The following is a 23,941-nucleotide window of genomic DNA, read 5'->3' as shown; positions in this document are numbered from 1 at the left end:
GATTCCCTTGCATTCAAAACGGAATCGAGTAGTATTCTTTTTATGCGTCGGCACGTAGCGCAGCCTGGTAGCGCACCGTCATGGGGTGTCGGGGGTCGGAGGTTCAAATCCTCTCGTGCCGACCAAAAACATATTGAAAACCAGCCTGATGGCTGGTTTTTTTATTTCGCCTCGTCCGGCGTTTTGCGCAGATACACAAGCGTAGTCAGACAAATCACCGCTCCGGCATAAAACGTATATTCCGCGCCAAACGTTTCCCATATCGCGCCGGCTCCCACGCTGGCGATTAACAATCCTACGCCGCTGACCAGACTAAAAATACCGAAAGCCGTACCGCGCAGATCGGACGGTGCGGTTTTAGCGATCATTGCCGCCAGTAGTCCCTGGGTCATACCCATATGTATTCCCCAAAGCGCGACGCCTAAAATGACCCCCATCCAGTGGCTGCTCAGTGCCAGAACAATATCTGCAACAATCAGCACCATTAGCCCCCACTGCAGAAGCCGGGTGTGGCTCATGCCATCAGAAAGTTTGCCAAAAGGGTAAGCGGAAAGGGAATAGAGTACGTTCATGACCACCATCACCAGCGGAATAAGGGCCAGAGGAACGCCCGACTGCTGCGCACGAAGGACGAGAAAAGCCTCGCTAAACCGGGCAAGCGTGAACACTGCACCAAGGCCAATCACCCACCAGCAAGCTCTACCCAGCCGCCTCAAATTCTCTCGTTTAATGGGATTAGTACGTTTATGTTCGAGGGGAGTTTTCGGCTCCTGAAGGCCAAAATAGAGCAAGGCAACTGAAAGCAGACCGGGGATAAGGGCTATCCAGAAAACAGTGCGAAAGTCGTTGTCCAGCAACAGCATTAAGCTTACGGCCAGTAATGGGCCAAGAAATGCGCCTGTGGTATCCATTGACTGACGCAGACCATATGCCGCACCACGCATTTCCGGCGGCGTGACGTCTGCAACCAGCGCATCCCGCGGTGCGCCCCGTATCCCCTTCCCCGTACGATCTATCAGACGTGCGCCTAAAACCATCCCGGAAGAGGACGCTAATGCGAAAAGGGGTTTGCTTAACGCCCCCAGGCCATACCCTAGCAGGGCCAGCCCCTTACGTTGACCCAGGTAGTCGCTTATCGCCCCCGAAAAGACCTTAATAAAAAGCGCGGTGGCCTCCGCCAGCCCTTCAATCAGGCCGATAAACAGCACGCTCGTACCGAGGGTGGTCATCATAAAAAGTGGCAGCAGGCTGTGAATACTCTCTGACGAGATATCCATCAACATACTGACGCCTCCTACAACCCAGACGCCTTTGGGGATCTGGCTGAGCACTGGAAATCTGGAACGCATCTACCGCTCCTGCTTTAAAAACAGTTGCCTGAATGCTTACAGGATAGGATATCGCGGATTAAAAAAACCTGAGGAGAGTGGGATGAGACCATAAAAAAAGCCATCCGGCAGGATGGCTTAGCTATTGCGAGTCCGCGCTTAATGCTTCTCACGTCCGCCCAGGAAGAAAATGCCCAGCGGGATGGCCAGCAGAACGGTGAACACCAGGCTGTAGACGAAGATCATCGCCGACTGCAGGACATACATGCTGGTTGTCCAGGCAGAGAGGGGGATATTGTACTGTTCGATAACGCCAACAATGGTTGCCCGCCCCACGCACGCGGCGGCAATCATAAATACGACCAGCAGCGCCAGGAGGAACTTGCGGCCTTCAGGCGTTTTCAGTTTTGCACGAACCATCTCTCTTCCCTTTTACAGATGAATAACAATATATAGGGTCTAAAATAACACGAACTGGCACCCGACTCCACACCAGCATAAACAACCACTAAACAGGTAAATTAAAAGCGCATAACGCTACCTATAGTGAAAATGTAAGTAAATAACACCAATTATTCATCATTGTTATGTTAACCTGCGCAAGATCGTTTTGACATAAAGGAATGACAATGAAAAACGCACCTAAATTTGCCATCGCCCTCATCGCCGCCGCGTGCGTCAGCAGCAGCGCTTTCGCCAGCGAAACCCCAAAAAAGCAGCCGCTGGAAAAAGTGGCTCCGTACCCGCAGGCGGACAAAGGGATGAAGCGTCAGGTGATTCAGCTGCCGGTTCAGCAGGATGAAGCGAACTTTAAAGTGGAACTATTAATTGGCAAGACGCTGGAAGTGGACTGCAACCAGCACCGTCTGGGCGGTCAGCTGGAAAGCAAAACCCTGGAAGGCTGGGGTTACGACTATTACGTCTTTGACAAAGTGACCTCTCCGGTTTCCACCATGATGGCCTGCCCGGACGGCAAGAAAGAGAAGAAATTTGTAACGGCGTATCTGGGCGACAACAGTCTGTTGCGCTACAACAGCAAGCTGCCGATCGTGGTGTATACACCTGAAAACGTAGAAGTGAAGTATCGCGTGTGGAAGGCAGATGAGACTGTCGGACAAGCGGTAGTACGTTGAAATTAAGTCGGGTGGCGGCTTCGCCTTACCCGACCCGGAAAGGGCGCGCTCTGGTGCCCTCACCCCACCCCTCTCCCACCGGGAGAGGGAGAAAACACTAAAAACGGTAACGGATGTTACCGTTTTGCTTTTACCTTACAGCGCGATATCCGCAACCGGTTTGTTTTCCGGCTGAGGCTTCAGCTCCGCTTTTGGCGCAGCATCCGCAGCCTGTGGCTTGATGTATTGCAGCTGCAGTACGCGGCTGGTGTATTCCAGCTCCTGCTCCGTCGCGCTCACGTTGCCGTTCAGCTTCGTGCCGTAGGATGGAATAATGGTTTTCAGCTTCGCCTGCCATTCCGGGCTGGCGACTTTATCTTTAAACACTTTTTCCATCAGGTGCAGCATGATTGGCGCAGCGGTAGACGCGCCCGGTGACGCACCCAGCAGCGCGGCAATGGTGCCATCCTTATCGCTTACCACTTCGGTACCCAGACGCAGCACGCCACCCTCTTTCGGATCGCGCTTGATGATCTGTACGCGCTGACCCGCCTGCCACAGACGCCAGTCTTCTTTCTTCGCCTGCGGATAGTACTCTTTCAGCGCCTCGAAACGGTCGTCGTCAGAGAGCATCACCTGGCTAATCAGGTATTTCACCAGGTCGAAGTTATCCAGACCCACGTCCATCATCGGCTTGACGTTAGAGGTGGTCGTGGCGCTGAGCAGATCCCACAGGGAGCCATTTTTCAGGAACTTCGTGGAGAAGGTCGCGAACGGCCCAAACAGCACCACGCGTTTGCCGTCAAGCATACGGGTGTCGATGTGCGGAACAGACATCGGCGGTGCGCCAACGGAAGCCTGGCCGTACACTTTTGCCAGATGACGATTCACCACTTCCGGGTTATCGGACACCAGGAACTGGCCGCCCACCGGGAAGCCCGCGTAGTCGTCAGCTTCCGGAATACCGGACTCCTGCAGCAGCTTCAGCGCCGCGCCGCCCGCACCGATAAAGACAAACTTCGCCTTGATGACGTGCTCGGCTTCGTTGTTTTTCAGATCGGCGACGGTCACGCTCCAGCTGTTATCCGCGTTGCGCTTGAAACCGCGTACTTCGGTGCTGAGCTGCAGGTTGAAGTTCTCTTTTTTCTTCAGAGACGTCACCAGCTGACGGGTAATTTCGCCGTAGTTAACGTCGGTACCAATTTCGGTACGGGTTGCCGCCACTTTCTGGTTCGGGTCACGACCTTCCATGACCAGCGGAGCCCACTCTTTAATCTGCGCGTGGTCTTCAGAGTATTTCATCCCGCGGAACAGCGTGCTCTGCTGCAGAGCGGCGTAGCGCGCGCGCAGGAAGTTAACGTTCTGCTCACCCCACACAAAGCTCATGTGCGGCACGGTGTTGATGAAGGAGTGCGGGTCGTGCATCACGCCGCTGTTGACCTGATGAGACCAGAACTGGCGAGAAACCTGGAATGCTTCGTTGATCTCTACCGCCTTCTCGATACTAATGGAACCGTCCTTTTTCTGCGGCGTATAGTTCAGTTCCATGAGTGCCGAATGTCCGGTACCGGCGTTATTCCATCCGTTCGAACTCTCCTGCGCCACGCCATCAAGGCGCTCGACCATGGTCATAGACCAGTCCGGCTGCAGTTCTTGCAGATAGGTTCCCAGCGTGGCGCTCATGATACCGCCACCAATTAAAAGGACGTCCGTTTCCTGCTCTTTTGGTGCGTCAGCTTTCGCCGCCATGGAGACGGTGTTAAGCCCCACGGCCAGAGAAAAGAGCATGGCAGTCATTTTTTTCATAATTTATGCCTTAGTGTAAAAGTGCTTGATGCGTGGAAATTGCAGGTGAAAAAAGCTGCGGGGGCACGGTAACAACTTTTAAATATTGTTTAAAGGTTACGAAATTATTGTAATTGTGAAATTTAATGATGGATTGTTTGTGAGGAATTATCGATGCGTCTGGTAAAGCGCGGTTTTACTGGCTAGTATGTTGCGTTTTGCGATCGCGCGCACGGAAGCCTGCCCTAACCAGCGAACTGTTATGTCCCTACCCCATTCTGCTGTATCCCCCGAAGACCGCGTAGCCAACGTGCTGCGTTCCCCAAAGCGGCTGACGCGTGAAACGCTGGCTGGCGTGATTACCGCCCTGGCGCTGATCCCCGAGGTTATCTCATTTTCGGTTGTGGCGGGCGTTGACCCGAAGGTCAGCCTGATCGCCTCCGTGGTGCTGTGTCTTGCCCTGTCTGTACTCGGGGGCCGTCCGGCGATGGTCACGGCAGCGGCCGGTTCCGTGGCGCTGGTCATTGGCCCGATGGTGCATCAGCACGGCGTACAGTACATACTTCCCGCCGTGCTGATGGCGGGCGTGATTCAGATTCTGTTTGGCGTGCTGGGCATGGCAAGGCTGATGCGCTTTATACCTCAGTCGGTCATGACCGGATTTGTTAACGCCCTGGGCATTTTGATCTTCTTCGCTCAGGTGCCGCATTTCTGGAGCCGAAGCCCGCTGATTGTGGGCCTGTTCGTCCTGACGCTGCTGATCGTGCTGTGGGTGCCGCGCTATATCAAAAGCATCCCTTCCCCGCTGATTGCGATTGTTGTGCTTACCTTGTTCACCGTTTCAACCGGTCAAATCCTGCCAACCGTGGGCGATGAAGGCTCCATGAGCGGAGGTTTGCCGGGTCTTACCGAGCTGCTGGTCCCGCTCAATGTGCAGACGCTGAGCATTATCTGGCCGTGCGCGCTGAGCATCGCGTTTGTCGGCCTGCTGGAATCCCTGCTGACGGCAAAGCTGGTGGATGAGCTGACCTCGACACCGTCAGGTAAACGCCGCGAAAGCATTGGACTAGGCGTCGGCAATATTCTGGCCGGATTTTATGGCGGGATTGCAGGCTGCGCGATGATCGGACAAACCATCGTCAACGTGGAGATGGGGAAAGGTCGAAGCCGCATTTCAACCTTTGCGGCGGGCATTGTGCTGCTGATCCTGGTGACGGCGCTCAGCGACGTGATGGCCAACATCCCGATGGCGGTGCTGGCAGGTATTATGGCGATTGTCGCCGTCAAAACCTTCAGCTGGCACAGCCTTCAGCCAGCCACGGTGAAAACGGCCCCGATAGCAGAAACGGTCGTCATGCTGGTCACCGTTGCCGCCACGGTATCAACCGGCAATCTGGCGATTGGCGTGCTGGGCGGGATTATCGTCATGGCACTCCTCCCCGCCCGCATTAAGCGTCGACTTAAAGCAGAAAAATCGTCGCCAGCCCAAGAAAAATAAAGAAACCGCCGGTATCGGTGATGGCGGTGATCATCACGCTCGACCCCACCGCGGGGTCGCGCCCCAGTTTGGTCATCGTCAGCGGGATAATGACCCCCATCATTGATGCCACCAGCAGGTTCAGCACCATCGCCAGCATCATCACGCCGCCCAGGGCCATATCGTCGTACAGCCACCAGGTGATGCCGCCCATAATGCCGCCCCATACCAGGCCGTTGATCAGCGCCACGCCCATCTCCCTGAAGATCAGAAAGGCAAAGTTACCGGGCTGAATGTTTTCCAGCGCCAGGGCGCGGACGATCATGGTGATGGTCTGGTTTCCGGTGTTGCCGCCAATTCCGGCCACAATCGGCATCAGCGAGGCCAGCGCCACCAGCTGCGAAATGGTGTGTTCAAAACCGTCGATCACGCGGGAGGCGATAAACGCGGTACACAGGTTAATGGCCAGCCACGCCCAGCGCGTTTTCACCGCCTTGCCGACGGAGGCATGGACGTCATCTTCGGCGCTGATCCCCCCGAGCGCGCGAAGGTCGTTGTCGGTTTCTTCATAGACCACATCAACGATCTCATCGATGGTCAGACGCCCCATCAGTTTGCCGACTGAATCCACGACGGCGGCACTCACCAGGTCGTCACGCTCGAAGGTACGCGCCGCTTTCTCCGCGTCGTCCTCCGGAGAGAAGACCATCGGCTCGTTTTCCATCACCTCGCTCACCTTCCGCTGGGTGCTGTTGAGCAGGATGGTTTTCAGCTCCAGCTCGCCAAGCAGGGTTTTATCCCGCGAGGTGACAAACAGTTTATCGGTGTTGTCCGGCATTTTGCCCAGGCGACGCAGATAGCGCTGCACGGTACCGAGCGTGACGTCCGGTCGCACCGTGATAACGCCGAACTCCATGATCGCGCCGACGCTGTTTTTCTCGTAGTGCATCACCTGACGCACGCGCGCGCGTTCATCGGCAGGCAGTGACGCCAGCAGGCGGCCGGTCAGGTTTCGCGGCAGGTGCTGAACGAGGTAAATCTGCTCGTCGATATCCAGGGTTTGCAGAGCGTCGAGAATATCCCGGTCGCTCATCTCGTCGATCAGGTCGTCCCAGACGTTTTCGGAGGCCTCAAGCAGCACCTGCCCGCGCTCGTGATCCTGCACCAGACGCCACAGGGCGTGGCGCTCTTCCGAGGGAAGCGCCTCAAGGGTATCCGCCAGATCCGGCGGGGGTAAATGGGCAACCAGCGCACCTACCTCAGCAATATCGTCGGCCAGGGTGCCGACATCATATTGCTCAGCCAGGGTGAGTTTGCCTAAAAGCGTAGAAGTGACCGCTTTATCGGTCGTGAGAAGCCAGATGAGTCGCGCGCGCTCCTGGTCACGCTGTCTGGCGCTGTTTTTCTTTAATACCGACATCAATCATAAATCCATTAAATGAGTTGGGGTTAAGCATAGCGCGGGGATATGTAAATAAGAATAAACAACGCGGCGGGATGGAGAAAAAAGCGGCATCGCGGCCACGATTTATCCCCTCTCCCTGTGGGAGAGGGCCAGGGTGAGGTCATCAGGCCGTGCGCGCTACCGCGTCACGCGATGCCGCATCGCGCTCTTCACCGGTCAGCTCGCTCAGCTTGCCGTCACGCATCTCCAGCAGGCGGTCAGCATGAATGAAGTAGTGATCGTCGTGGCTGATGGCGAAAATGGTTTTGCCCATCTCCTGCATCAGCGGCAGCAGCACCTGATAAAACTCGCGGCGGAAATGCGGGTCCTGATCCGCAGCCCACTCGTCCAGCAGGATGATGTCACGCTCTTCCGCCAGCGCCAGCAGCAGCGCCACGCGCTTTTTCTGCCCTTTGGAAAGCTTCAGGTTGAGGATCTTCCCGTCCTGTAACTCCAGCTTGTGCGACATCTGCAGCTGCGCCAGCCATTTTTCCACCAGCGCAGGATTGGCCGGTTGCCCTTCCGGCCCCAGGAGCCGATCGAACAGCCAGACGTCGGTAAACACCGCCGAGAAAAGCTTGCGGTAATCCTCGGGCTTCTCCGCGCTCAGCGCCCTGCCGTCCAGCAAAATCTCGCCCGACTGCGGCTGATAGAGTCCAGTCAGCAACATCGCCAGCGTAGATTTACCGCTGCCGTTGCCGCCGATGAGGAACAGCAGTTCACCGCGGCGGAGCGTCAGGTTGACCGGCCCCACGGAGAAGGCGCTGTCCTGATAGCGAAACGTGACGTTACGCAGCTCCAGCGTCTGCCAGTTCGGGAAGGCCTGCGGACGCGGGAATTCGGCTTTAAACGGCGCGAGATCGAATTTTTTGAGCTTATTAAAGGCCACCTGCGCACTCAGCAGGGTGGGCAGCGCACCGACCGCCGAGAGCAGCGGCGTGCGTAAAAACAGCAGCGTCAGCGAGTAGGTTGCCGCTACGTTGGTGTCCGCCCAGCCCAGGCCGTTCGCCATCCAGAATACCAGGCCAATGGCACCCAGCATCATGATGTTTGACCAGTTCACCGCGCTCAGGTGGAAGGTGTCGGCGCGAATAATATGATGACGGTATTCGCGCGCGTCCGGGATATAGAGATGATTAAAGATATGCTCGGCGCGCTCGCGGTTCAGGGTGAGCTCTTTGCGCCCTTCCAGGACCGTCTGGTAATCGTTATAAAGTTTATCTTCGGTTTCGCGCAGCACCGCCATATGTTTATAGACGCGCGACACCAGCATAAAGCCGCCCCAGATGGTAATGGCAATCCACAGGGCGGTCACCGCCAGCATTTTGCTGGAGAGCCAGGCGAGATAGGCAGCCGATCCAAAGGTCAGAACGATCCCCTGCACCAGCTCCGGCAGCCGAACGAACGCGATGGTGATGGCGCGCACGTCGCTGGTCAGCCCCGCCAGCAGGGATGCGCTGCCGAGCTGCTCAACGCGCTCAACCTGGGTATCGAGGATCCGCTTGATAAACTCACTGCGCAAACGGAAAACGAAATGGTGCCCGAGCGTGGTCAGCGCCAGCTGGGAACCGAGCGTAACCGCCATCAACAGGAGCAGCAGGCCGAGAAACTCCGGCAGAACGGAGAGCGAGGTATCGACCATTTCAATCAACCGCACGTTAATAAACGCGATCAGGCCAATACCCAGCGCGGCGCTGGCGAGGCTTAACGCCATTACTGCAATGAAGGGCCAGCGATACTGACGCCAGACGAGGAGAAGTAGTTGCATGCAGGCAATCCGGACAATAAAAATCAGCCAGCAGTGTAAACTGCCCTGCGTGTACATCAAGAATAATTCTTATTTTAGTTTACTGTACCCCGCCTGACGGAAGGTCAGGTTGAAACGGTACTCGCCCGTGAGCGGGTGAACCCCGGGCTTCAGCGGCTGAATGCCGTGATAATACAGCCGCGACTCCCTGCCCCACACCACCACATCGCCATGTTCCAGCATGATGCGCTTGAGCGGGTCGTTGCGGCGTAATCCCCCAAACTGGAAGACGGCAGGCAAACCTAACGATACCGAAACGATAGGCGCGCGCAGATCGGGTTCATCCTTGTCCTGATGCAGCGAGAGCTTCGCGCCAACGGCGTAGCGGTTGATCAGGCAGGCATCCGGCCGAAAGTCAGGATACTGCGCTGCTACGGCGGCCTCGTGGCAGAGAGCCTGAAAAACCGCAGGCATCGGGGGCCACGGCTGGCCGGTAGCGGGATCGTTCGGGGCATACAGATAGCCCCGCTCGTTCGTCGCCCAGCCCAGTTCCCCGCAGTTGGCCATGGCTACCGACATGGTGTAGCCGCCCGGCGTCACCATATGGCGAAACGCCGAAACCGCCGTCACCTCGTCGATACCGGCCAGCAGCGCCGCCGCACGGGAGAGCGCAAAGCGGCGCAGGATCACAGCTCCCGGCGCAAGCGGCTCCTGCCAGGGTTCAGCATCCGCAAAAAGATCGAGCATTATCCCTCCTGGCGTTTCGCCTCGCGTTTCAGTAATAGCGCTTTTCGCGCCATCCCCCAACGGTAACCCGACAGCGCGCCGTCGTTACGAACCACGCGATGACAGGGGATCACAATCGCCAGCGTGTTTGCCGCACAGGCTCCGGCAACGGCGCGTACCGCACTGGGCTGGCCAATCGCCTGCGCCACCTGCTGGTAACTTGCCGTTTCGCCGCAGGGAATGTTGCGAAGGGCCTGCCAGACGCGCTGCTGGAACGCGGTTCCGCGAATATCCAGCGGCAGCGCAAGCGGTACGTCGCGATTATCAATACTGACAATCACCTGCTGGACCCGCTGCGCGAAATCCTCTTCCAGCGGCGCATGTGCTGCTTTTGGAAATTGCGCGGCAAGCTCTTCGGTTAATTCCGCATCGCTGTCACCCAGCAGGATCGCGCAGATCCCCCGCTCGCTTTCTGCCACCAGACAGCGTCCTAACGAACAGTCGCTGATGGCATAACGCACTGCCGCATCCCCTTTGCGGTACTGCTTCGCCGTCATACCCAGCGCATCGTTGGCTTTACGATAATAGCTGCTGCTGTCGGGAAAACCCGCCGCCAGCACGGCGTCGGTAATTTTGTCTCCCTGTGCAAGCGCGGTGCGCAGGCGCTGGCCTCGCGCCGCCTGCTGCCAGGCCTTTGGCGTCATGCCGGTCACGGACTTAAACAGACGGTGGAAATGGAAAGGACTCATGGCGACCTGCTGCGCCAGCCCCTCCAGGGTTAGCGTGGGATCCTGCTCCAGAAGACGACAGGCGTGTTCCACTTTTGCCAGCTTCTGCTCCTGCGGATCGCGTTTGTCCGGCATGCAGCGCTTGCACGGGCGAAACCCTGCCTGAACGGCGTGGTGGGCATCGGGATAAAAGCGGACGTTTTTACGCAGCGCGTGGCGGGCGCGGCATGACGGGCGGCAGAAAATTCCCGTCGTCTGCACGGCGAAGACAAACCGCTCGTCAGCGCGCGGATCGCGGGCCAGCACGGCCTGCCAGCGATCCTCATCGGTAATAAAGGTCGGGTTTCTCATTATCGGCTCCTCATGTAAGCATACATAGAGCGTACCTGAGCGCCAGTGATAAAAAACCCGCAACCTTGCTTTTTAATTTTTGTCGTGCACCAGGAAACTCTTGAACTGCGGCGAGCTCCAGGTTTTGAACCCGTCGCCCTCTTTGGTGATCATATAAACCGCCAGTCCTTCCTGGCGAACCACCTCTTTGGCTTTTTCCGGGCCGAGAACCATTAATCCGGTATCCCAGGCATCCGCTTCCAGCGCAGTGGGGGCAATGACCGTCACCGAGACCAGATTATGCGTGATGGGACGGCCGGTCTGCGGATCGATAACATGCGAAATACGCTTCCCGTCAAGCTCGTAATAGTTACGGTAGCTTCCGGAAGTACTGATGCCGTGACCGTTGATATCCACTATCGCCTGCACGGCATTTTGCCGATCGGTCGGTTTTTGAATCGCTACGCGCCACGGCTTATCGCTGGCGTTCATCCCCCGGCTGACTAACGCGCCGCCCACGGAGACCAGATAGCGGGAAATGCCTTCCTGGGCCATCAGCGCAGCAAGATGATCCGCCGCATAGCCTTCCCCAACCGTCGACAGATCGACAAACAGATCGGGGATATCTTTTTGCAGGTACTGTTGCCCGTACTGATTGATCACCGTCAGATGCTGCAGCCCTGTCCGGGCGCGGGCGTCATCAATGGCCGCCTGTTCAGGCGTGGTCATCGGCTGTTTGTTAGGGCCAAATCCCCAGAGGTTCACCAGAGGTCCGACGGTCACATCCATCGCCCCGTTGGTTTTGTAACCCACGCGTATGGATTCGGTCACGATATCGGCCATCGCTTCGCTCACCGGCCACAGGGAGGTACTGGTGGAGAGATTAAAGCGCATCAGCGCCGAATCATTTTTATAGGTTGAGAGCAGCTGATCGTCGGCATCCAGCTGAGACTGGATTTTGCCGCGAAGTTCATCTGTGCGCGTTTTATCGAGGTTCATCACGCTGACGCGCCAGAAGGTGCCCATCGTTTTGCCTTCGAGCACCGTCGCCGCGGGTGCGTCGGTTTTCGCCACGGGAGTGGGATCGTTACACGCGGTCAGGAAAAAAAGCATAGCCAGAAAGCTGGCGCGTAAAAAAGTCATGTCCATTCATTATTATCCTCATGCCAGGGCGGCAAGAGTACACCAAAACGGGTGAGTTGTGAGAATCCGGGAAACACAAAAAAGGGGCCATCAGGCCCCTTACGTCACACGGTGAAGCGATTAGAACTGGTAAACCAGGCCCAGCGCGACGATATCGTCAGTACCGATACCCGCCTGACGGGTGAATTCATTTTCATCAACCAGGTTGATTTTGTAATCCACGTAGGTAGACATGTTTTTGTTGAAGTAGTAAGTCGCACCAACATCAACATATTTCAGCAGATCCTGATCGCCGTAACCTTCGATGTCTTTCCCTTTAGACTGCAGGTAAGCCACGGATGGACGCAGGCCGAAGTCGAACTGGTACTGAGCAACCACTTCGAAGTTCTGCGCTTTGTTAGCGAAGCCGTAAGCGGTAGTCGGGCTGTCGCCGTTAGAGGTACCGAAACGGGTTGCGTTGTAGGTCTGGGAGTACTGCGCTGCCAGATAGATGTTGTTGGCATCGTATTTCAGGCCGCCAGAATAGACTTCTGCGTTATCGCCATGACCGTAAACGCTTGCGCCGTTCTGATCGGCGGTACGTTTGGAGGAGGACATTGCGCCGCCCACGCTGAAACCTTCGCCCAGGTTATAGGTCACGGATGCACCGTAGCCGTCGCCGTTCTGTTTCAGCAGGCTACGGCCACCTACGTTTTCACCGCTTACGCTGCCGTTTTTACCCTGATACTGCAGGGCAAAGTTCAGACCATCCACCAGACCGAAGAAGTCCTGGTTACGGTAGGTCGCTACGCCGTTAGCACGGGACTGCAGGAAGTTGTCTGCGCCGTAGGTATCGCCGCCAAATTCTGGCAGAACGTCAGTCCAGGAGGTTACGTCGTAGATTACGCCGTAGTTACGACCGTAATCGAAAGAACCCGCGTCACCGAATTTCAGACCCGCGAACGCCACACGCGTCCAGGCATCGTTTTCGCTTTCGGAGGTGTTGCCCTGGATCTGGTATTCCCACTGGCCGTAACCGGTCAGCTGATCGTTAACCTGAGTTTCGCCTTTGAAGCCAAGACGCATGTAGGTCTGGTCGCCGTCGGCACCCTTGTCGTCAGAGAAATAGTGCAGACCATCGACTTTGCCGTACAGATCTAATTTGTTGCCATCTTTGTTATAAATTTCGGCCGCATTTGCTGCGCCTGCCACCAGGAGTGCTGGTACCAGGAGGGACAGTACTTTAACTTTCATTTTATTAACCCTCTGTTATATGCCTTATAATTGCCACTGCTTACTGGTTAACCCTCATTAACCAGTCGGCAATTTCATTCTCCTCAAAATTACAGAATAATCCAATGCGAATATGATACGAAAACTTTGAAGATGTTTCATTCATCTATCAACATGTTTCAAAATGTAAATATCAAGGAACTTTTACAAAGCACAAATAGCTTAGAAAATTAGCACTTATAATCAAACGGAAAAATCACCCCACAAATATCAGTAAGTTACAATAAAATCCGTTACAGCACTGAATGACAAAACAAGATCGCAGCTAATCTCTAAAATAACTCTCGCTATCATCATTAACTTTATTTATTACCGTCATTCAGTTTTGAATGTCTGTTTATCCCTAATTGAACCGAATGCTTCGCATTCGGTTTTTTTTTACCTTTCTTTACGTAACTTCTCTTTTTTTGTGCTACCGCACCGTAATTGTAACGACTATTAACTAAATTCTCGTCGGGTATTCTCCGAAGTCCATAAATTGGTGCAAAACTTAATTTCTTGTTAATTCGTGCTATTTATTGACGGCGTGGGTCGATTATTTGTACGCGCATGGCGAGTTTGTACATGTTTTCTGCACTCCCCGCCGCCGATATTGTCCGGAGAAAAAGTCGCCTCTTCCCGGACAGTCGCGCTGGAAATTCAGTTATTACCCTTTATACTGCCCTATCGCCACAGAGCACGACCATAACGGGTTAAAGATATCAATGAGTCAGACTGAAACTACCGCCCCGAGCAAATTCTCCCTCCTCCCAGGGAGCATCACCCGTTTCTTTCTTCTTTTGATCGTTGTGCTGTTAGTCACCATGGGGGTGATGGTACAAAGCGCGGTTAACGCATGGCTGAAGGATAAGAGCTATCAGGTCGTGGATATCACCCACGCCGTGCACAAGCGCATAGACACCTGGCGCTACGCCACCTGGCAGATTTACGACAATATCGCTGCTGCCCCGACCTCCTCGTCCGGGGATGGACTTCAGGAAACGCGGCTTAAGCAGGATGTCTATTATCTCGAAAAACCGCAGCGTAAGACCGAGGCTCTTATTTTTGGCTCTCACGACAGCGCGACGCTTGAGATGACGCAGCGTATTTCGACCTATCTGGATACCCTCTGGGGTGCCGAAACGGTACCTTGGTCGATGTACTATCTGAACGGTCAGGACAACAGCATGATCCTGATCTCAACGCTGCCGTTAAAAGATCTCTCATCCGGCTTTAAAGAGACAACCGTGGGCAGCATCGTCGATTCCCGCCGGGCAGAGATGCTGCAGCAGGCGAACGCTCTTGATGAACGTGAGAGTTTCTCTTCCCTGCGTCGTCTGGCCTGGCAAAACGGTCATTATTTTACCCTGCGCACCACGTTCAACCAGCCCGGACATCTGGCGACGGTAGTGGCCTTCGATTTACCGATTAATGATTTAATTCCGCCGGACATGCCGCTCGACAGCTTCCGCCTGGAGCCAGACAGCAGCACCCAGAACATGCGTGCGGCGTCTGACAAAGAGGCCGCAGAGAGCGTATCGATCTCCTTTAACGGCTCGAAAATCGAAATTGCCTCATCGGTGAACTCGACCGGTATGCGCCTGGTGTGGCAGGTGCCGTTTGGCACGCTGTTGCTCGACACCCTGCAAAATATCCTGCTGCCTCTGCTGCTGAATATCGGTCTGCTGGCTCTGGCCCTGTTTGGCTACAGCACCTTCCGTTTCCAGACGGGTCGTCAGAGCGACGCCTCTGCGGTTCCGGCCGGCACCAGCAACGAGCTGCGCGTATTGCGTGCACTGAATGAAGAGATTGTTTCCGTGCTGCCGCTTGGGGTCCTGGTTCACGACCAGGAAGCGAATCGTACGGTGATGAGCAATAAAATTGCCGACCATCTGCTGCCGCATCTTAACCTGCAGAACATCACCACCATGGCGGATCAACACCAGGGGGTGATTCAGGCCACCATCAACAATGAACTGTACGAGATCCGTCAGTTCCGCAGCCAGGTGGCTCCCCGCACGCAAATCTTCATTATTCGCGACCAGGATCGCGAAGTGCTGGTCAATAAAAAGCTCAAGCAGGCGCAAAGGCTGTATGAGAAAAACCAGCAGGGGCGCGCCGCATTTATGCAGAACATTGGCGATGCCTTCAAGCAGCCGTTAAAAACGCTGGCGACCCAGGCGGCGGCGTTAAATACCTCTGAAAGCCACCAGCTTGCCTGCCAGGCCGATTCGCTGGTCAGAATGGTTGATGAGATCCAGCTGGCGAACATGCTGGAGAATGATTTCTGGAAGGGAACGCCAGCCCTCTTCTCCATTCAGGATCTGATCGATGAAGTGGTGCCTGAAGTACTGCCCGTCATCAAGCGCAAAGGGCTGCAGCTGCTGATCAATAACAATCTCCCTGCGAATGACGAACGCCACGGCGATCGCGAAGCGCTGCGCCGCATTCTGCTGATGATTATTCAGTATGCCGTGACCACCACGCAGATCGGCAAGATCACCCTTGAAGTCAGCACCGAGGAGTCGGCAGAAGACCGTCTGACGTTCCGCATCCTGGACACCGGGGAAGGCGTCACAACGAGTGAAATTGATAATCTGCACTTCCCGTTCCTGAATGACACGCAGAGCGATCGCTACGGCAAGGCCAATGCCCTGACCTTCTGGCTGTGCGATCAGCTGGCGCGTAAGCTCGGCGGTCACCTGAATATCAAAGCCCGTGAATCCCTTGGCACCCGCTATTCTCTGCACGTGAAAATGGCGGCCAATCCGCAGGAAGAAGATGAAGAACGTCTGCTGGATGACGTCGTGGTGATGGTCGACGTGACCTCGAACGAGATCCGCAATATTGTCGTTCGTCAGTTAGAAAACTGGGGAGCGGCCTGCATCACGCCGGATGAAAGACTTGCAAGTCAAGAATTTGATCTGTTTTTAACTGATAATCCGTCTAATCTTACTGCCTCCGGCTTGCTTTTAAGCGATGATGAGTCAGGCGTGCGGAAAATCGGCCCTGGCCAGCTGCGCGTCAACTTTAATATAAGCAATGCGATGCAGGAAGCTGTACTACAACTAATAGAAGAGCAGCTGGCGCAGGAAGAGATAACGGAGTCACCGTTAGGCGGCAATGAAAATGCCGAGCTTCACGCCAGCGGATACTATTCACTCTTTGTTGATACAGTACCAGATGATGTTAAGCGGTTGTATACTGAGTCCGCTGCGAATGATTTTGCAGCGCTGGCACAGACAGCACACCGGCTTAAAGGGGTGTTTGCCATGCTTAATCTGGTTCCCGGCAAGCAGTTATGTGAAACGCTGGAACATCTAATTCGTGAGAAAGATGCCTCTGGCATTGAAAAATACATCAGCGACATTGACGCCTACGTCAAAAGCTTGCTGTAGCAAGGTAGCCTTATACATGAACAATATGAACGTAATTATTGCCGATGACCATCCGATTGTACTGTTCGGTATTCGCAAATCACTTGAACAGATCGAGTGGGTGAATGTAGTCGGTGAATTTGAAGACTCTACAGCACTGATCAATAACCTCCCAAAGCTTGATGCGCACGTGCTCATTACCGATCTCTCCATGCCTGGGGACAAATACGGTGATGGGATCACGCTCATCAAATACATTAAGCGTCACTTCCCGGATATCTCGATCATTGTTCTGACCATGAACAACAACCCGGCGATCCTGAGCGCGGTGTTGGATCTGGACATCGAAGGGATTGTGCTGAAACAGGGCGCCCCGACCGATCTGCCAAAAGCGCTCGCTGCGCTGCAGAAAGGCAAGAAGTTCACGCCTGAGAGCGTCTCTCGTCTGCTGGAAAAAATCAGCGCGGGTGGCTACGGTGACAAACGCCTGTCCCCGAAAGAGAGTGAAGTTCTGCGCCTGTTCGCAGAAGGTTTCCTGGTAACCGAGATTGCCAAGAAGTTGAACCGCAGCATTAAAACCATCAGCAGCCAGAAGAAATCAGCGATGATGAAGCTGGGCGTGGACAACGATATTGCTCTGCTGAACTATCTCTCCTCCGTTACGCTGAGCGCAACGGACAAGGATTGATCCCGGACGGGTTTGCGGCATGATGCCTTCACCCCGTCCCTCTCCCACGGGGAGAGGGTGAAAAAACGAAAAGGCCCTTACGGGCCTTTTTTATATTCTGGTTTTTCTCACGCGATCCGCGTAAATCGACAATGTCTGCTTCAGCACGTCCAGCGTCACCGGTTTCGACAGACAGCTGTCCATGCCTGACTCCAGACAACGCTGTTTCTCTTCCGCCAGCGCGTTCGCCGTTACGCCCACTACCGGCAGCGTCAGGCCAAGCTGACGGATGCGCTGCGTCAGACGGTAGCCGTCCATGTTTGGCATGTTGACGTCGCTAAGCACGATATCAATATGATTTTTACTCAGCACATTCAGCGCATCCACGCCGTCATTGGCGGTTTTGCACTGGTAGCCCAGCGATCCAAGCTGGTCAGCCAGCAGGCGACGGTTAATCGGATGGTCATCCACCACCAGAATCATCATATCGTCATTCACCGACGCCAGAGACTCCGGTGACGGCAATCCGCCCGCGCCGTCGCGCTCTTCCAGCTCCACTTTGTAGATGCGCGCCAGCAGGCTCAACAGCTCGTGCGGCGTTGCAACACTGTGTACCCATTCCCCGGGCGCGCGCTCGACAGGAATGCCTATGTGGCGACGGCAGAAGAGCACCGACCCTCTCCCCTGCCACGGCTGGTCCGGCATCTCGTCGGCAATGAGCACATCGTCCACATCCGGTGTTTGACCTTCATAGAGACACACCCTCACGCCGCTGTGGGCAAGCAGCGCCGTCAGGTAGTCATTCAGCGAGGCGTTATGCACCGCCAGCCAGCAGCGCTTGTCGCTCAGCCCGTCCACCGTCGCTTTTGCCGGATACTGCGCCGAATAGAGCGGAATACGGATGGTGAACTGGCTGCCCATGCCGGGCTCGGTATCCACAGAGATATCGCCGTCCATCATGCTGACGAGCTTCTCACAAATCGCCAGCCCCAGTCCGGTGCCCTGGAAGTTACGCTGCACGCCGGTCCCGACCTGGAAGAACGGGTCGAACAGGCGGACCACTTCCTTCGCCGGGATGCCGACGCCCGTGTCGCGCACGCGAATGCTCAGGTAATCCCCCGCCCGGCAGACGTGCAACACGATACAGCCAACGTCGGTGAATTTGATGGCGTTGCTGAGCAGATTAGAAATGACCTGCTGCAGGCGCATCGGATCGCCGTGCAGCGTCAGCGGCACGTCAGGTTCAATAAAGCAGTAGAGCCCCAGCTGTTTACGCACCACCAGCGGCAGATAGTTGGCGCTGATGTGGTTCATCACCTCGCGCGGCGAGAACTCTCGCGGTTCGATTTTCAGCTGCTCAGACTCAATTTTAGAGAAGTCGAGAATATCGCTGATGATTTTCAGCAGCAGGCTGGAGGAGTTGTTCATTGCCGTCACCAGCCTGTCGACCCCTTTCGGCAACTCTTTGGTCTGCAGCAGGTCGAGGTTACCGATGATCCCGTACAGCGGCGTTCGCAGCTCGTGGCTGACGGTGGCAAGGAACATGGATTTCGACTGGCTGGCCTGCTCCGCGGCCTGCGCCATCTCCTGCAACGACTCTTCCATCTTCACGCGCGCGGAGACATCCACCAGCACGCAAATCGCCACGTTTTCATTGCGATAGCGGGAATGCACAAAGCTGATCTGCAGGTTGGTGTGCGTGCTGGTGAGCACATCGACAAAGTTAACCTGCTGACCGCAGATAATTTGCGTCAGCCTCTGGCGGTCCTCGTGAGTCAGCATGTTCAGGTAGTTATGCGCCAGCTCGTTACTCAGGATGTTGGTTCCGTCCTGGGTACGCAGAATACAGATCCCCACCGGCGCCGACGCGACAATCTTCCGGTTAAACTGCTCGTGTTCCTCCAGCCGCTGGGCGTCGCTTTCGGCCGGAATAAAGATTTTCCGCTCATACATGCGCGCCAGGGTAAACAGCGCCCCGCCCGCGATCAGGTTCAGCAGAATCGCATTCATGATGAGAATACGTATCCGCTCAAGCACCATATCCACCGGCAGCGAATAGACAATACTCAGCGACGAAGGCGGCAGGCTCTTCTTCAGCACCAGCTCGCGGAAGCCAGAGGTATAGCCAAACCACGACCGCTCCTGCATCCAGTGAGGTTCAACGTTTAACCGGTTATCCGGCCCGGCGAGTGAGATCAGCTGATGGCCGTTTTCATCCAGAATGGTCACCCCCATAGGCAGGCTGCCCGGAGTGAAAAAGTTTTCCATGCGAATGGTCTGCTCAATCCCCAGCAGCGCCTGCAGGCGATTGCCCAGATAAACCGGCGTCAGGGCGTAGAAATAGCCCACGCCCGGTCGCGGGCCCTGGCTAACCCAGAAGATGTTATTTCCGCGCTCGTCCTGCGGCGCATTGCGGTATTTCACAATACGTTCATGCAGGCTTTTCAGCGCATCGTCACGCTCAACGGGCACGTCGCGCAGGCCAAAGTCAGCCATGCAGAGATTTTCACTGCCAATCAGGAAGACGCGGTTCAGGTCATAGGCGGCGGAGAAATTGTCGCGCCAGTAGCGCATAAACCAGGCAAGGGATTCCAGCGACCCGCGCCAGGTATTGCTCATGGTGGAGCAATCGGAATCCGGGAACAGCGGCTGGAAGTCCGGGACTTCGGTTTTGTCGTTACGCCCGCGAAGCGCAAGAATGCCGTTTTCCGCCGTCAGACGATTTTCGGCAATATACTTCAGCTCCTTCATCACGTCAGACGTTCGCTGAATGTAGCGCTGGGCCTGGTCGGAGCTTAAGTTAAACTCCTGGCGGATCTCCGCTTCTTTCTGGTGTAGCGCGTTAACGATGTAAAACACCGAGAACAAGGCCACCAGCAGCCAAAGCAAGAGCGCCAGCGCCCGAAACAGATAGCGAGAAACTTTCAGCGTAGTACGAAAGGAGACGAGGTATTTCAAGGGGGCGAGGCTCCGCCGTCGGGGTCAAAAGAATGTGGTTAAGGTAGCGGTAAACGCTCCAGGTCGCAACGTTGACTTATCTGCTTGTGCAAAAGAAAAGGGCCGGAATCCGGCCCTTTTTTGCATCAGGAGACATTACTCGTCAGCGTCATCCGCTACGTCATCGTCGGTGTCGGCTTCCGGCGCGATATCATCATCGCCTTCCGCAACGCTACCGTCGATGGAATCGAGCTCTTCGTCATCCACCGGCTCAGCAACGCGCTGCAGACCCACCACGTTTTCATCTTCCGCTGTACGGATGAGGATCACGCCCTGGGTGTTACGCCCCACCACGCTGATCTCAGAGACGCGGGTACGCACCAGCGTACCGGCATCGGTGATCATCATGATCTGGTCGGCATCGTCTACCTGCACCGCGCCCACAACGGAACCGTTGCGCTCGGTAACTTTGATAGAGATTACGCCCTGCGTGCCGCGAGACTTGGTTGGGTATTCCCCTTCCGCCGTACGTTTACCGTAACCATTCTGCGTCACGGTCAGGATAGCCCCTTCACCGCGCGGAATAATCAGAGAAACAACGCTGTCTTCGCCAGCCAGTTTGATACCACGAACGCCCGTAGCGGTACGACCCATTGCACGAACGGCGTTCTCTTTAAAGCGCACCACTTTACCGGCCGCAGAGAACAGCATCACTTCATCAGAACCGGAGGTCAGATCCACACCGATCAGCTCGTCGCCTTCGTTCAGGTTCACCGCGATGATCCCGGCAGAACGTGGGCGGCTGAACTCGGTCAGCGCGGTTTTCTTCACGGTACCGCTGGCGGTCGCCATAAAGACGTTCACGCCCTCTTCGTACTCGCGTACCGGAAGGATGGCGGTGATACGTTCGTTCGCTTCCAGCGGCAGCAGGTTAACGATTGGACGACCACGCGCGCCGCGGCTTGCTTCCGGCAGCTGATAGACTTTCATCCAGTACAGACGACCGCGGCTGGAGAAGCAGAGGATCGTGTCGTGGGTGTTGGCCACCAGCAGGCGGTCAATAAAGTCTTCTTCTTTAATGCGTGCCGCAGATTTACCTTTACCGCCACGACGCTGTGCTTCGTAGTCGGTCAGCGGCTGATACTTCACATAGCCCTGGTGAGACAGGGTGACCACCACGTCTTCGCGGTTGATCAGGTCTTCAATGTTGATATCAGAGCTGTTCGCGGTGATTTCGGTGCGGCGCGCATCGCCGAACTGATCGCGGACCAGCTCCAGCTCTTCACGGATCACTTCCATCAGACGCTCTGCGCTGCCCAGGATATGCAGCAGTTCAGCAATCTGTTCCAGCAGCTCTTTGTATTCGTCGAGCAGTTTCTCGTGCTCAAGGCCGGTCAGTTTCTGCAGACGCAGATCCAGAATCGCCTGAGCCTGCTGTTCAGTCAGGTAATACTGACCGTCACGCACGCCGAACTCAGGTTCCAGCCACTCAGGACGCGCTGCGTCATCGCCCGCACGTTCCAGCATCGCGGCGACGTTACCCAGATCCCACGGACGGGAAATCAGGGCGGCTTTCGCCTCCGCCGGGGTTGGCGCACGACGGATCAGTTCGATGATCGGGTCGATGTTGGCCAGCGCAACCGCCAGCGCTTCAAGGATGTGCGCACGGTCGCGCGCTTTGCGCAGTTCGAAGATGGTACGACGGGTCACCACTTCACGGCGGTGACGCACGAACGCGCTCAGGATCTCTTTCAGGTTCATGATCTTCGGCTGACCATGGTGCAGCGCAACCATGTTGATACCGAAGGAAACCTGAAGCTGAGTCTGGGAGTACAGGTTGTTCAGCACAACCTCACCCACCGCGTCGCGTTTGATCTCAATCACAATGCGCATACCGTCTTTGTCAGACTCGTCACGCAGCGCGCTGATGCCTTCAACGCGTTTTTCTTTTACCAGCTCGGCGATTTTTTCAATCAGACGCGCTTTGTTCACCTGATACGGGATCTCGTGAACAATGATGGTTTCACGGCCGGTTTTAGCGTCCGCTTCCACTTCGGCGCGGGCACGGATGTAAATCTTGCCGCGGCCGGTGCGGTACGCTTCTTCAATACCGCGACGACCGTTGATGATCGCCGCCGTCGGGAAGTCCGGGCCCGGGATGTGTTCCATCAGCCCTTCAATGCTGATGTCTTCATCGTCGATATAGGCCAGGCAGCCGTTGATCACTTCGGTGATATTGTGCGGCGGAATGTTGGTTGCCATACCGACCGCGATACCGGACGAACCGTTAACCAGCAGGTTCGGGATCTTGGTTGGCATCACATCTGGGATGCGCTCGGTGCCGTCGTAGTTATCGACGAAATCAACGGTCTCTTTTTCCAGGTCGGCCATCAGCTCATGAGCGATTTTCGACATACGGATTTCCGTATAACGCATCGCCGCAGCGGAGTCGCCGTCGACTGAACCAAAGTTACCCTGACCATCTACCAGCATGTAACGCAAGGAGAATGGCTGCGCCATACGAACGATGGTGTCATACACGGCGGTATCACCATGCGGGTGATATTTACCGATGACGTCACCGACGACGCGGGCAGATTTTTTATAGGCTTTATTCCAGTCATTGCCCAATACGTTCATGGCGTATAGTACGCGACGGTGTACCGGCTTAAGGCCATCGCGGACGTCCGGCAGCGCACGGCCAACAATGACCGACATCGCATAGTCCAGATAGGAGCTCTTCAGCTCTTCCTCGATGTTAACCGGTGTAATTTCTCTCGCAAGGTCGCTCATCTAACCGCTATCCCTCTACTGTATCCCGGATTCAAAGGTCGCAAATTATAACACAGCCGAGGTGATTGAGGTAAACCTATACGCTTTATTCACGGGGATTGCCTGATATACTCCTTTGTCTTGCTAAATAAGGAGTAAAAGCGCCCATGAATGCCGAAAAATCCCCGGTGGTTCACAACGTTGACCACGAAGAGATTGCCAAATTTGAAGCGGTGGCGTCCCGCTGGTGGGATCTCGAAGGTGAGTTCAAACCGCTGCATCGCATTAACCCGCTGCGTCTGGGCTATATCGCGGAGCGTTCCGGCGGTCTGTTCGGTAAGAAAGTGCTCGACGTCGGCTGCGGCGGCGGCATCCTGGCTGAGAGCATGGCGCGCGAAGGGGCGAATGTTACTGGCCTGGATATGGGCTTTGAACCGCTGCAGGTGGCCCGCCTTCACGCGCTGGAGTCCGGCATACAGGTGGAATACGTGCAGGAAACCGTGGAAGAGCACGCGGCAAAACACGCCCATCAGTACGATGTGGTGACCTGCATGGAGATGCTGGAGCACGTTCCCGATCCGCAGTCGGTGGTGCACGCCTGTGCAAAACTGGTGAAACCGGGCGGCCAGGTCTTCTTCTCAACCATCAACCGTAACGGTAAAGCCTGGCTGATGGCCGTTGTCGGCGCGGAGTATGTGCTGCGCATGGTGCCGAAAGGGACGCACGACGTGAAGAAATTCATCAAGCCTGCGGAGTTGTTAAGCTGGGTTGACCAGACGTGGCTCAAAGAGCAGCACATCACCGGCCTGCACTACAATCCGCTGACCGATAAATTCAAGCTTGCACCGGGCGTAGATGTTAACTATATGTTGCATACCACTGCCAAAAACGACTAACGTCATTCGTTATTCTTATAAAGATTGCGCGACATCATGTTGCGCAATTCTGACCTCCCGTTGAAGAAATCAGCACTCGATCAAATTTTGAATTTTTTTTCTTAATTATTGACATGTCTTCCAGGCCTTACGGTACGAGGACTTAGCCTTTTTTACCCTTTCACAACCTCAATTTAACGCCAAAATCAACCCTTGTGCTGAAAAGATTCGATACTAGAATA

General features: G+C 55.5%; 16 protein-coding genes and 1 tRNA gene. 6 read left to right on the top strand and 11 right to left on the bottom strand.

The annotated features are described in order from the left end of the window. Window positions 1–48: 48 nt before the first annotated feature. Window positions 49–125 (top strand) — tRNA-Pro (locus ACERY3_RS11735). A 36-nt stretch (window positions 126–161) separates the two neighbouring features. Here the strand turns inward: ACERY3_RS11735 and ACERY3_RS11730 are convergent. Together ACERY3_RS11730 and ACERY3_RS11725 are read right to left on the bottom strand one after the other, a co-directional pair. Further along, window positions 162–1,349 (bottom strand): MFS transporter, encoded by a 1,188-nt coding sequence (locus tag ACERY3_RS11730; RefSeq protein ID WP_058841530.1) that lies wholly within the window; start codon window positions 1,347–1,349, stop codon window positions 162–164. 138 nt (window positions 1,350–1,487) lie between these two features. Beyond that, the gene (locus ACERY3_RS11725) at window positions 1,488–1,748 is read right to left on the bottom strand and encodes a DUF2534 family protein (RefSeq protein ID WP_008500962.1); all 261 of its coding nucleotides are present in this window, start codon (window positions 1,746–1,748) and stop codon (window positions 1,488–1,490) included. 209 nt (window positions 1,749–1,957) lie between these two features. On the opposite strand from ACERY3_RS11725, the gene eco reads away from it, so the two are divergent. Next, complete coding sequence (gene eco, locus ACERY3_RS11720; RefSeq protein ID WP_058841531.1) at window positions 1,958–2,461, top strand: serine protease inhibitor ecotin; 504 nt, start codon at window positions 1,958–1,960, stop codon at window positions 2,459–2,461. 135 nt (window positions 2,462–2,596) lie between these two features. Here the strand turns inward: eco and mqo are convergent, their stop codons facing one another. Further along, window positions 2,597–4,246 carry a malate dehydrogenase (quinone) gene (mqo, locus tag ACERY3_RS11715; RefSeq protein WP_032646585.1) on the bottom strand — a complete coding sequence of 550 codons (1,650 nt, stop codon included), beginning with the start codon at window positions 4,244–4,246 and terminating at the stop codon, window positions 2,597–2,599. Between the two features lie 187 nt (window positions 4,247–4,433). On the opposite strand from mqo, the gene ACERY3_RS11710 reads away from it, so the two are divergent. Beyond that, a complete protein-coding gene (locus ACERY3_RS11710; protein WP_058841532.1) occupies window positions 4,434–5,723 on the top strand; it encodes a SulP family inorganic anion transporter in 1,290 nt (429 codons plus the stop codon). Here ACERY3_RS11710 and mgtE read toward each other — a convergent pair. The 6 genes from mgtE to ACERY3_RS11680 all read right to left on the bottom strand — a co-directional run bounded on the left by mgtE (window position 5,686) and on the right by ACERY3_RS11680 (window position 13,053). Beyond that, complete coding sequence (gene mgtE / locus ACERY3_RS11705) at window positions 5,686–7,122, bottom strand: magnesium transporter (protein ID WP_021241530.1); 1,437 nt, start codon at window positions 7,120–7,122, stop codon at window positions 5,686–5,688. The genes ACERY3_RS11710 and mgtE overlap by 38 nt on opposite strands. Before the next feature lie 148 nt (window positions 7,123–7,270). Continuing rightward, a complete protein-coding gene (locus ACERY3_RS11700; RefSeq protein ID WP_058841596.1) occupies window positions 7,271–8,914 on the bottom strand; it encodes a multidrug ABC transporter permease/ATP-binding protein in 1,644 nt (547 codons plus the stop codon). Between the two features lie 69 nt (window positions 8,915–8,983). After that, window positions 8,984–9,640, bottom strand: a complete 657-nt coding sequence (gene alkB, locus ACERY3_RS11695) for a DNA oxidative demethylase AlkB (protein ID WP_058841533.1) — start codon at window positions 9,638–9,640, stop codon at window positions 8,984–8,986. After that, window positions 9,640–10,698: a bifunctional DNA-binding transcriptional regulator/O6-methylguanine-DNA methyltransferase Ada gene (gene ada, locus ACERY3_RS11690; protein WP_058841534.1), complete on the bottom strand. Its 1,059-nt coding sequence runs from the start codon at window positions 10,696–10,698 to the stop codon at window positions 9,640–9,642. The genes alkB and ada overlap by 1 nt, the downstream gene beginning before the upstream one ends. Before the next feature lie 72 nt (window positions 10,699–10,770). Beyond that, entirely contained in the window at window positions 10,771–11,826 is a 1,056-nt protein-coding gene (gene apbE, locus ACERY3_RS11685; RefSeq protein WP_033146056.1) for an FAD:protein FMN transferase ApbE, read from the bottom strand. Window positions 11,827–11,940: 114 nt separating this feature from the next. Beyond that, window positions 11,941–13,053 (bottom strand): porin OmpC, encoded by a 1,113-nt coding sequence (locus tag ACERY3_RS11680; protein WP_033146057.1) that lies wholly within the window; start codon window positions 13,051–13,053, stop codon window positions 11,941–11,943. A 743-nt stretch (window positions 13,054–13,796) separates the two neighbouring features. Between ACERY3_RS11680 and rcsD the strand changes: the two genes are divergently transcribed. Further along, a complete protein-coding gene (gene rcsD / locus ACERY3_RS11675) occupies window positions 13,797–16,469 on the top strand; it encodes a phosphotransferase RcsD (RefSeq protein WP_373225704.1) in 2,673 nt (890 codons plus the stop codon). A gap of 16 nt (window positions 16,470–16,485) precedes the next feature. Then, window positions 16,486–17,136, top strand: coding sequence for a response regulator transcription factor RcsB (gene rcsB / locus ACERY3_RS11670; RefSeq protein WP_003859405.1), 651 nt, complete (start codon window positions 16,486–16,488; stop codon window positions 17,134–17,136). Window positions 17,137–17,226: 90 nt separating this feature from the next. On the opposite strand, the gene rcsC is transcribed toward rcsB, so the two are convergent. Then, window positions 17,227–20,073 (bottom strand): two-component system sensor histidine kinase RcsC, encoded by a 2,847-nt coding sequence (gene rcsC, locus ACERY3_RS11665; protein ID WP_058841536.1) that lies wholly within the window; start codon window positions 20,071–20,073, stop codon window positions 17,227–17,229. A 135-nt stretch (window positions 20,074–20,208) separates the two neighbouring features. Continuing rightward, on the bottom strand, window positions 20,209–22,845 hold the full coding sequence (gene gyrA, locus ACERY3_RS11660; RefSeq protein WP_039263204.1) for a DNA topoisomerase (ATP-hydrolyzing) subunit A: 2,637 nt from the start codon (window positions 22,843–22,845) through the stop codon (window positions 20,209–20,211). 146 nt (window positions 22,846–22,991) lie between these two features. On the opposite strand from gyrA, the gene ubiG reads away from it, so the two are divergent. Then, window positions 22,992–23,720: a bifunctional 2-polyprenyl-6-hydroxyphenol methylase/3-demethylubiquinol 3-O-methyltransferase UbiG gene (gene ubiG / locus ACERY3_RS11655; RefSeq protein ID WP_058841537.1), complete on the top strand. Its 729-nt coding sequence runs from the start codon at window positions 22,992–22,994 to the stop codon at window positions 23,718–23,720. The last annotated feature ends 221 nt before the right edge of the window (window positions 23,721–23,941 follow it).

The organism is Enterobacter cloacae complex sp. ESBL7 (genome assembly GCF_041679625.1).
GTDB lineage: Bacteria > Pseudomonadota > Gammaproteobacteria > Enterobacterales > Enterobacteriaceae > Enterobacter > Enterobacter asburiae_B.
This window is presented reverse-complemented; position numbering and strand designations above follow the sequence as displayed.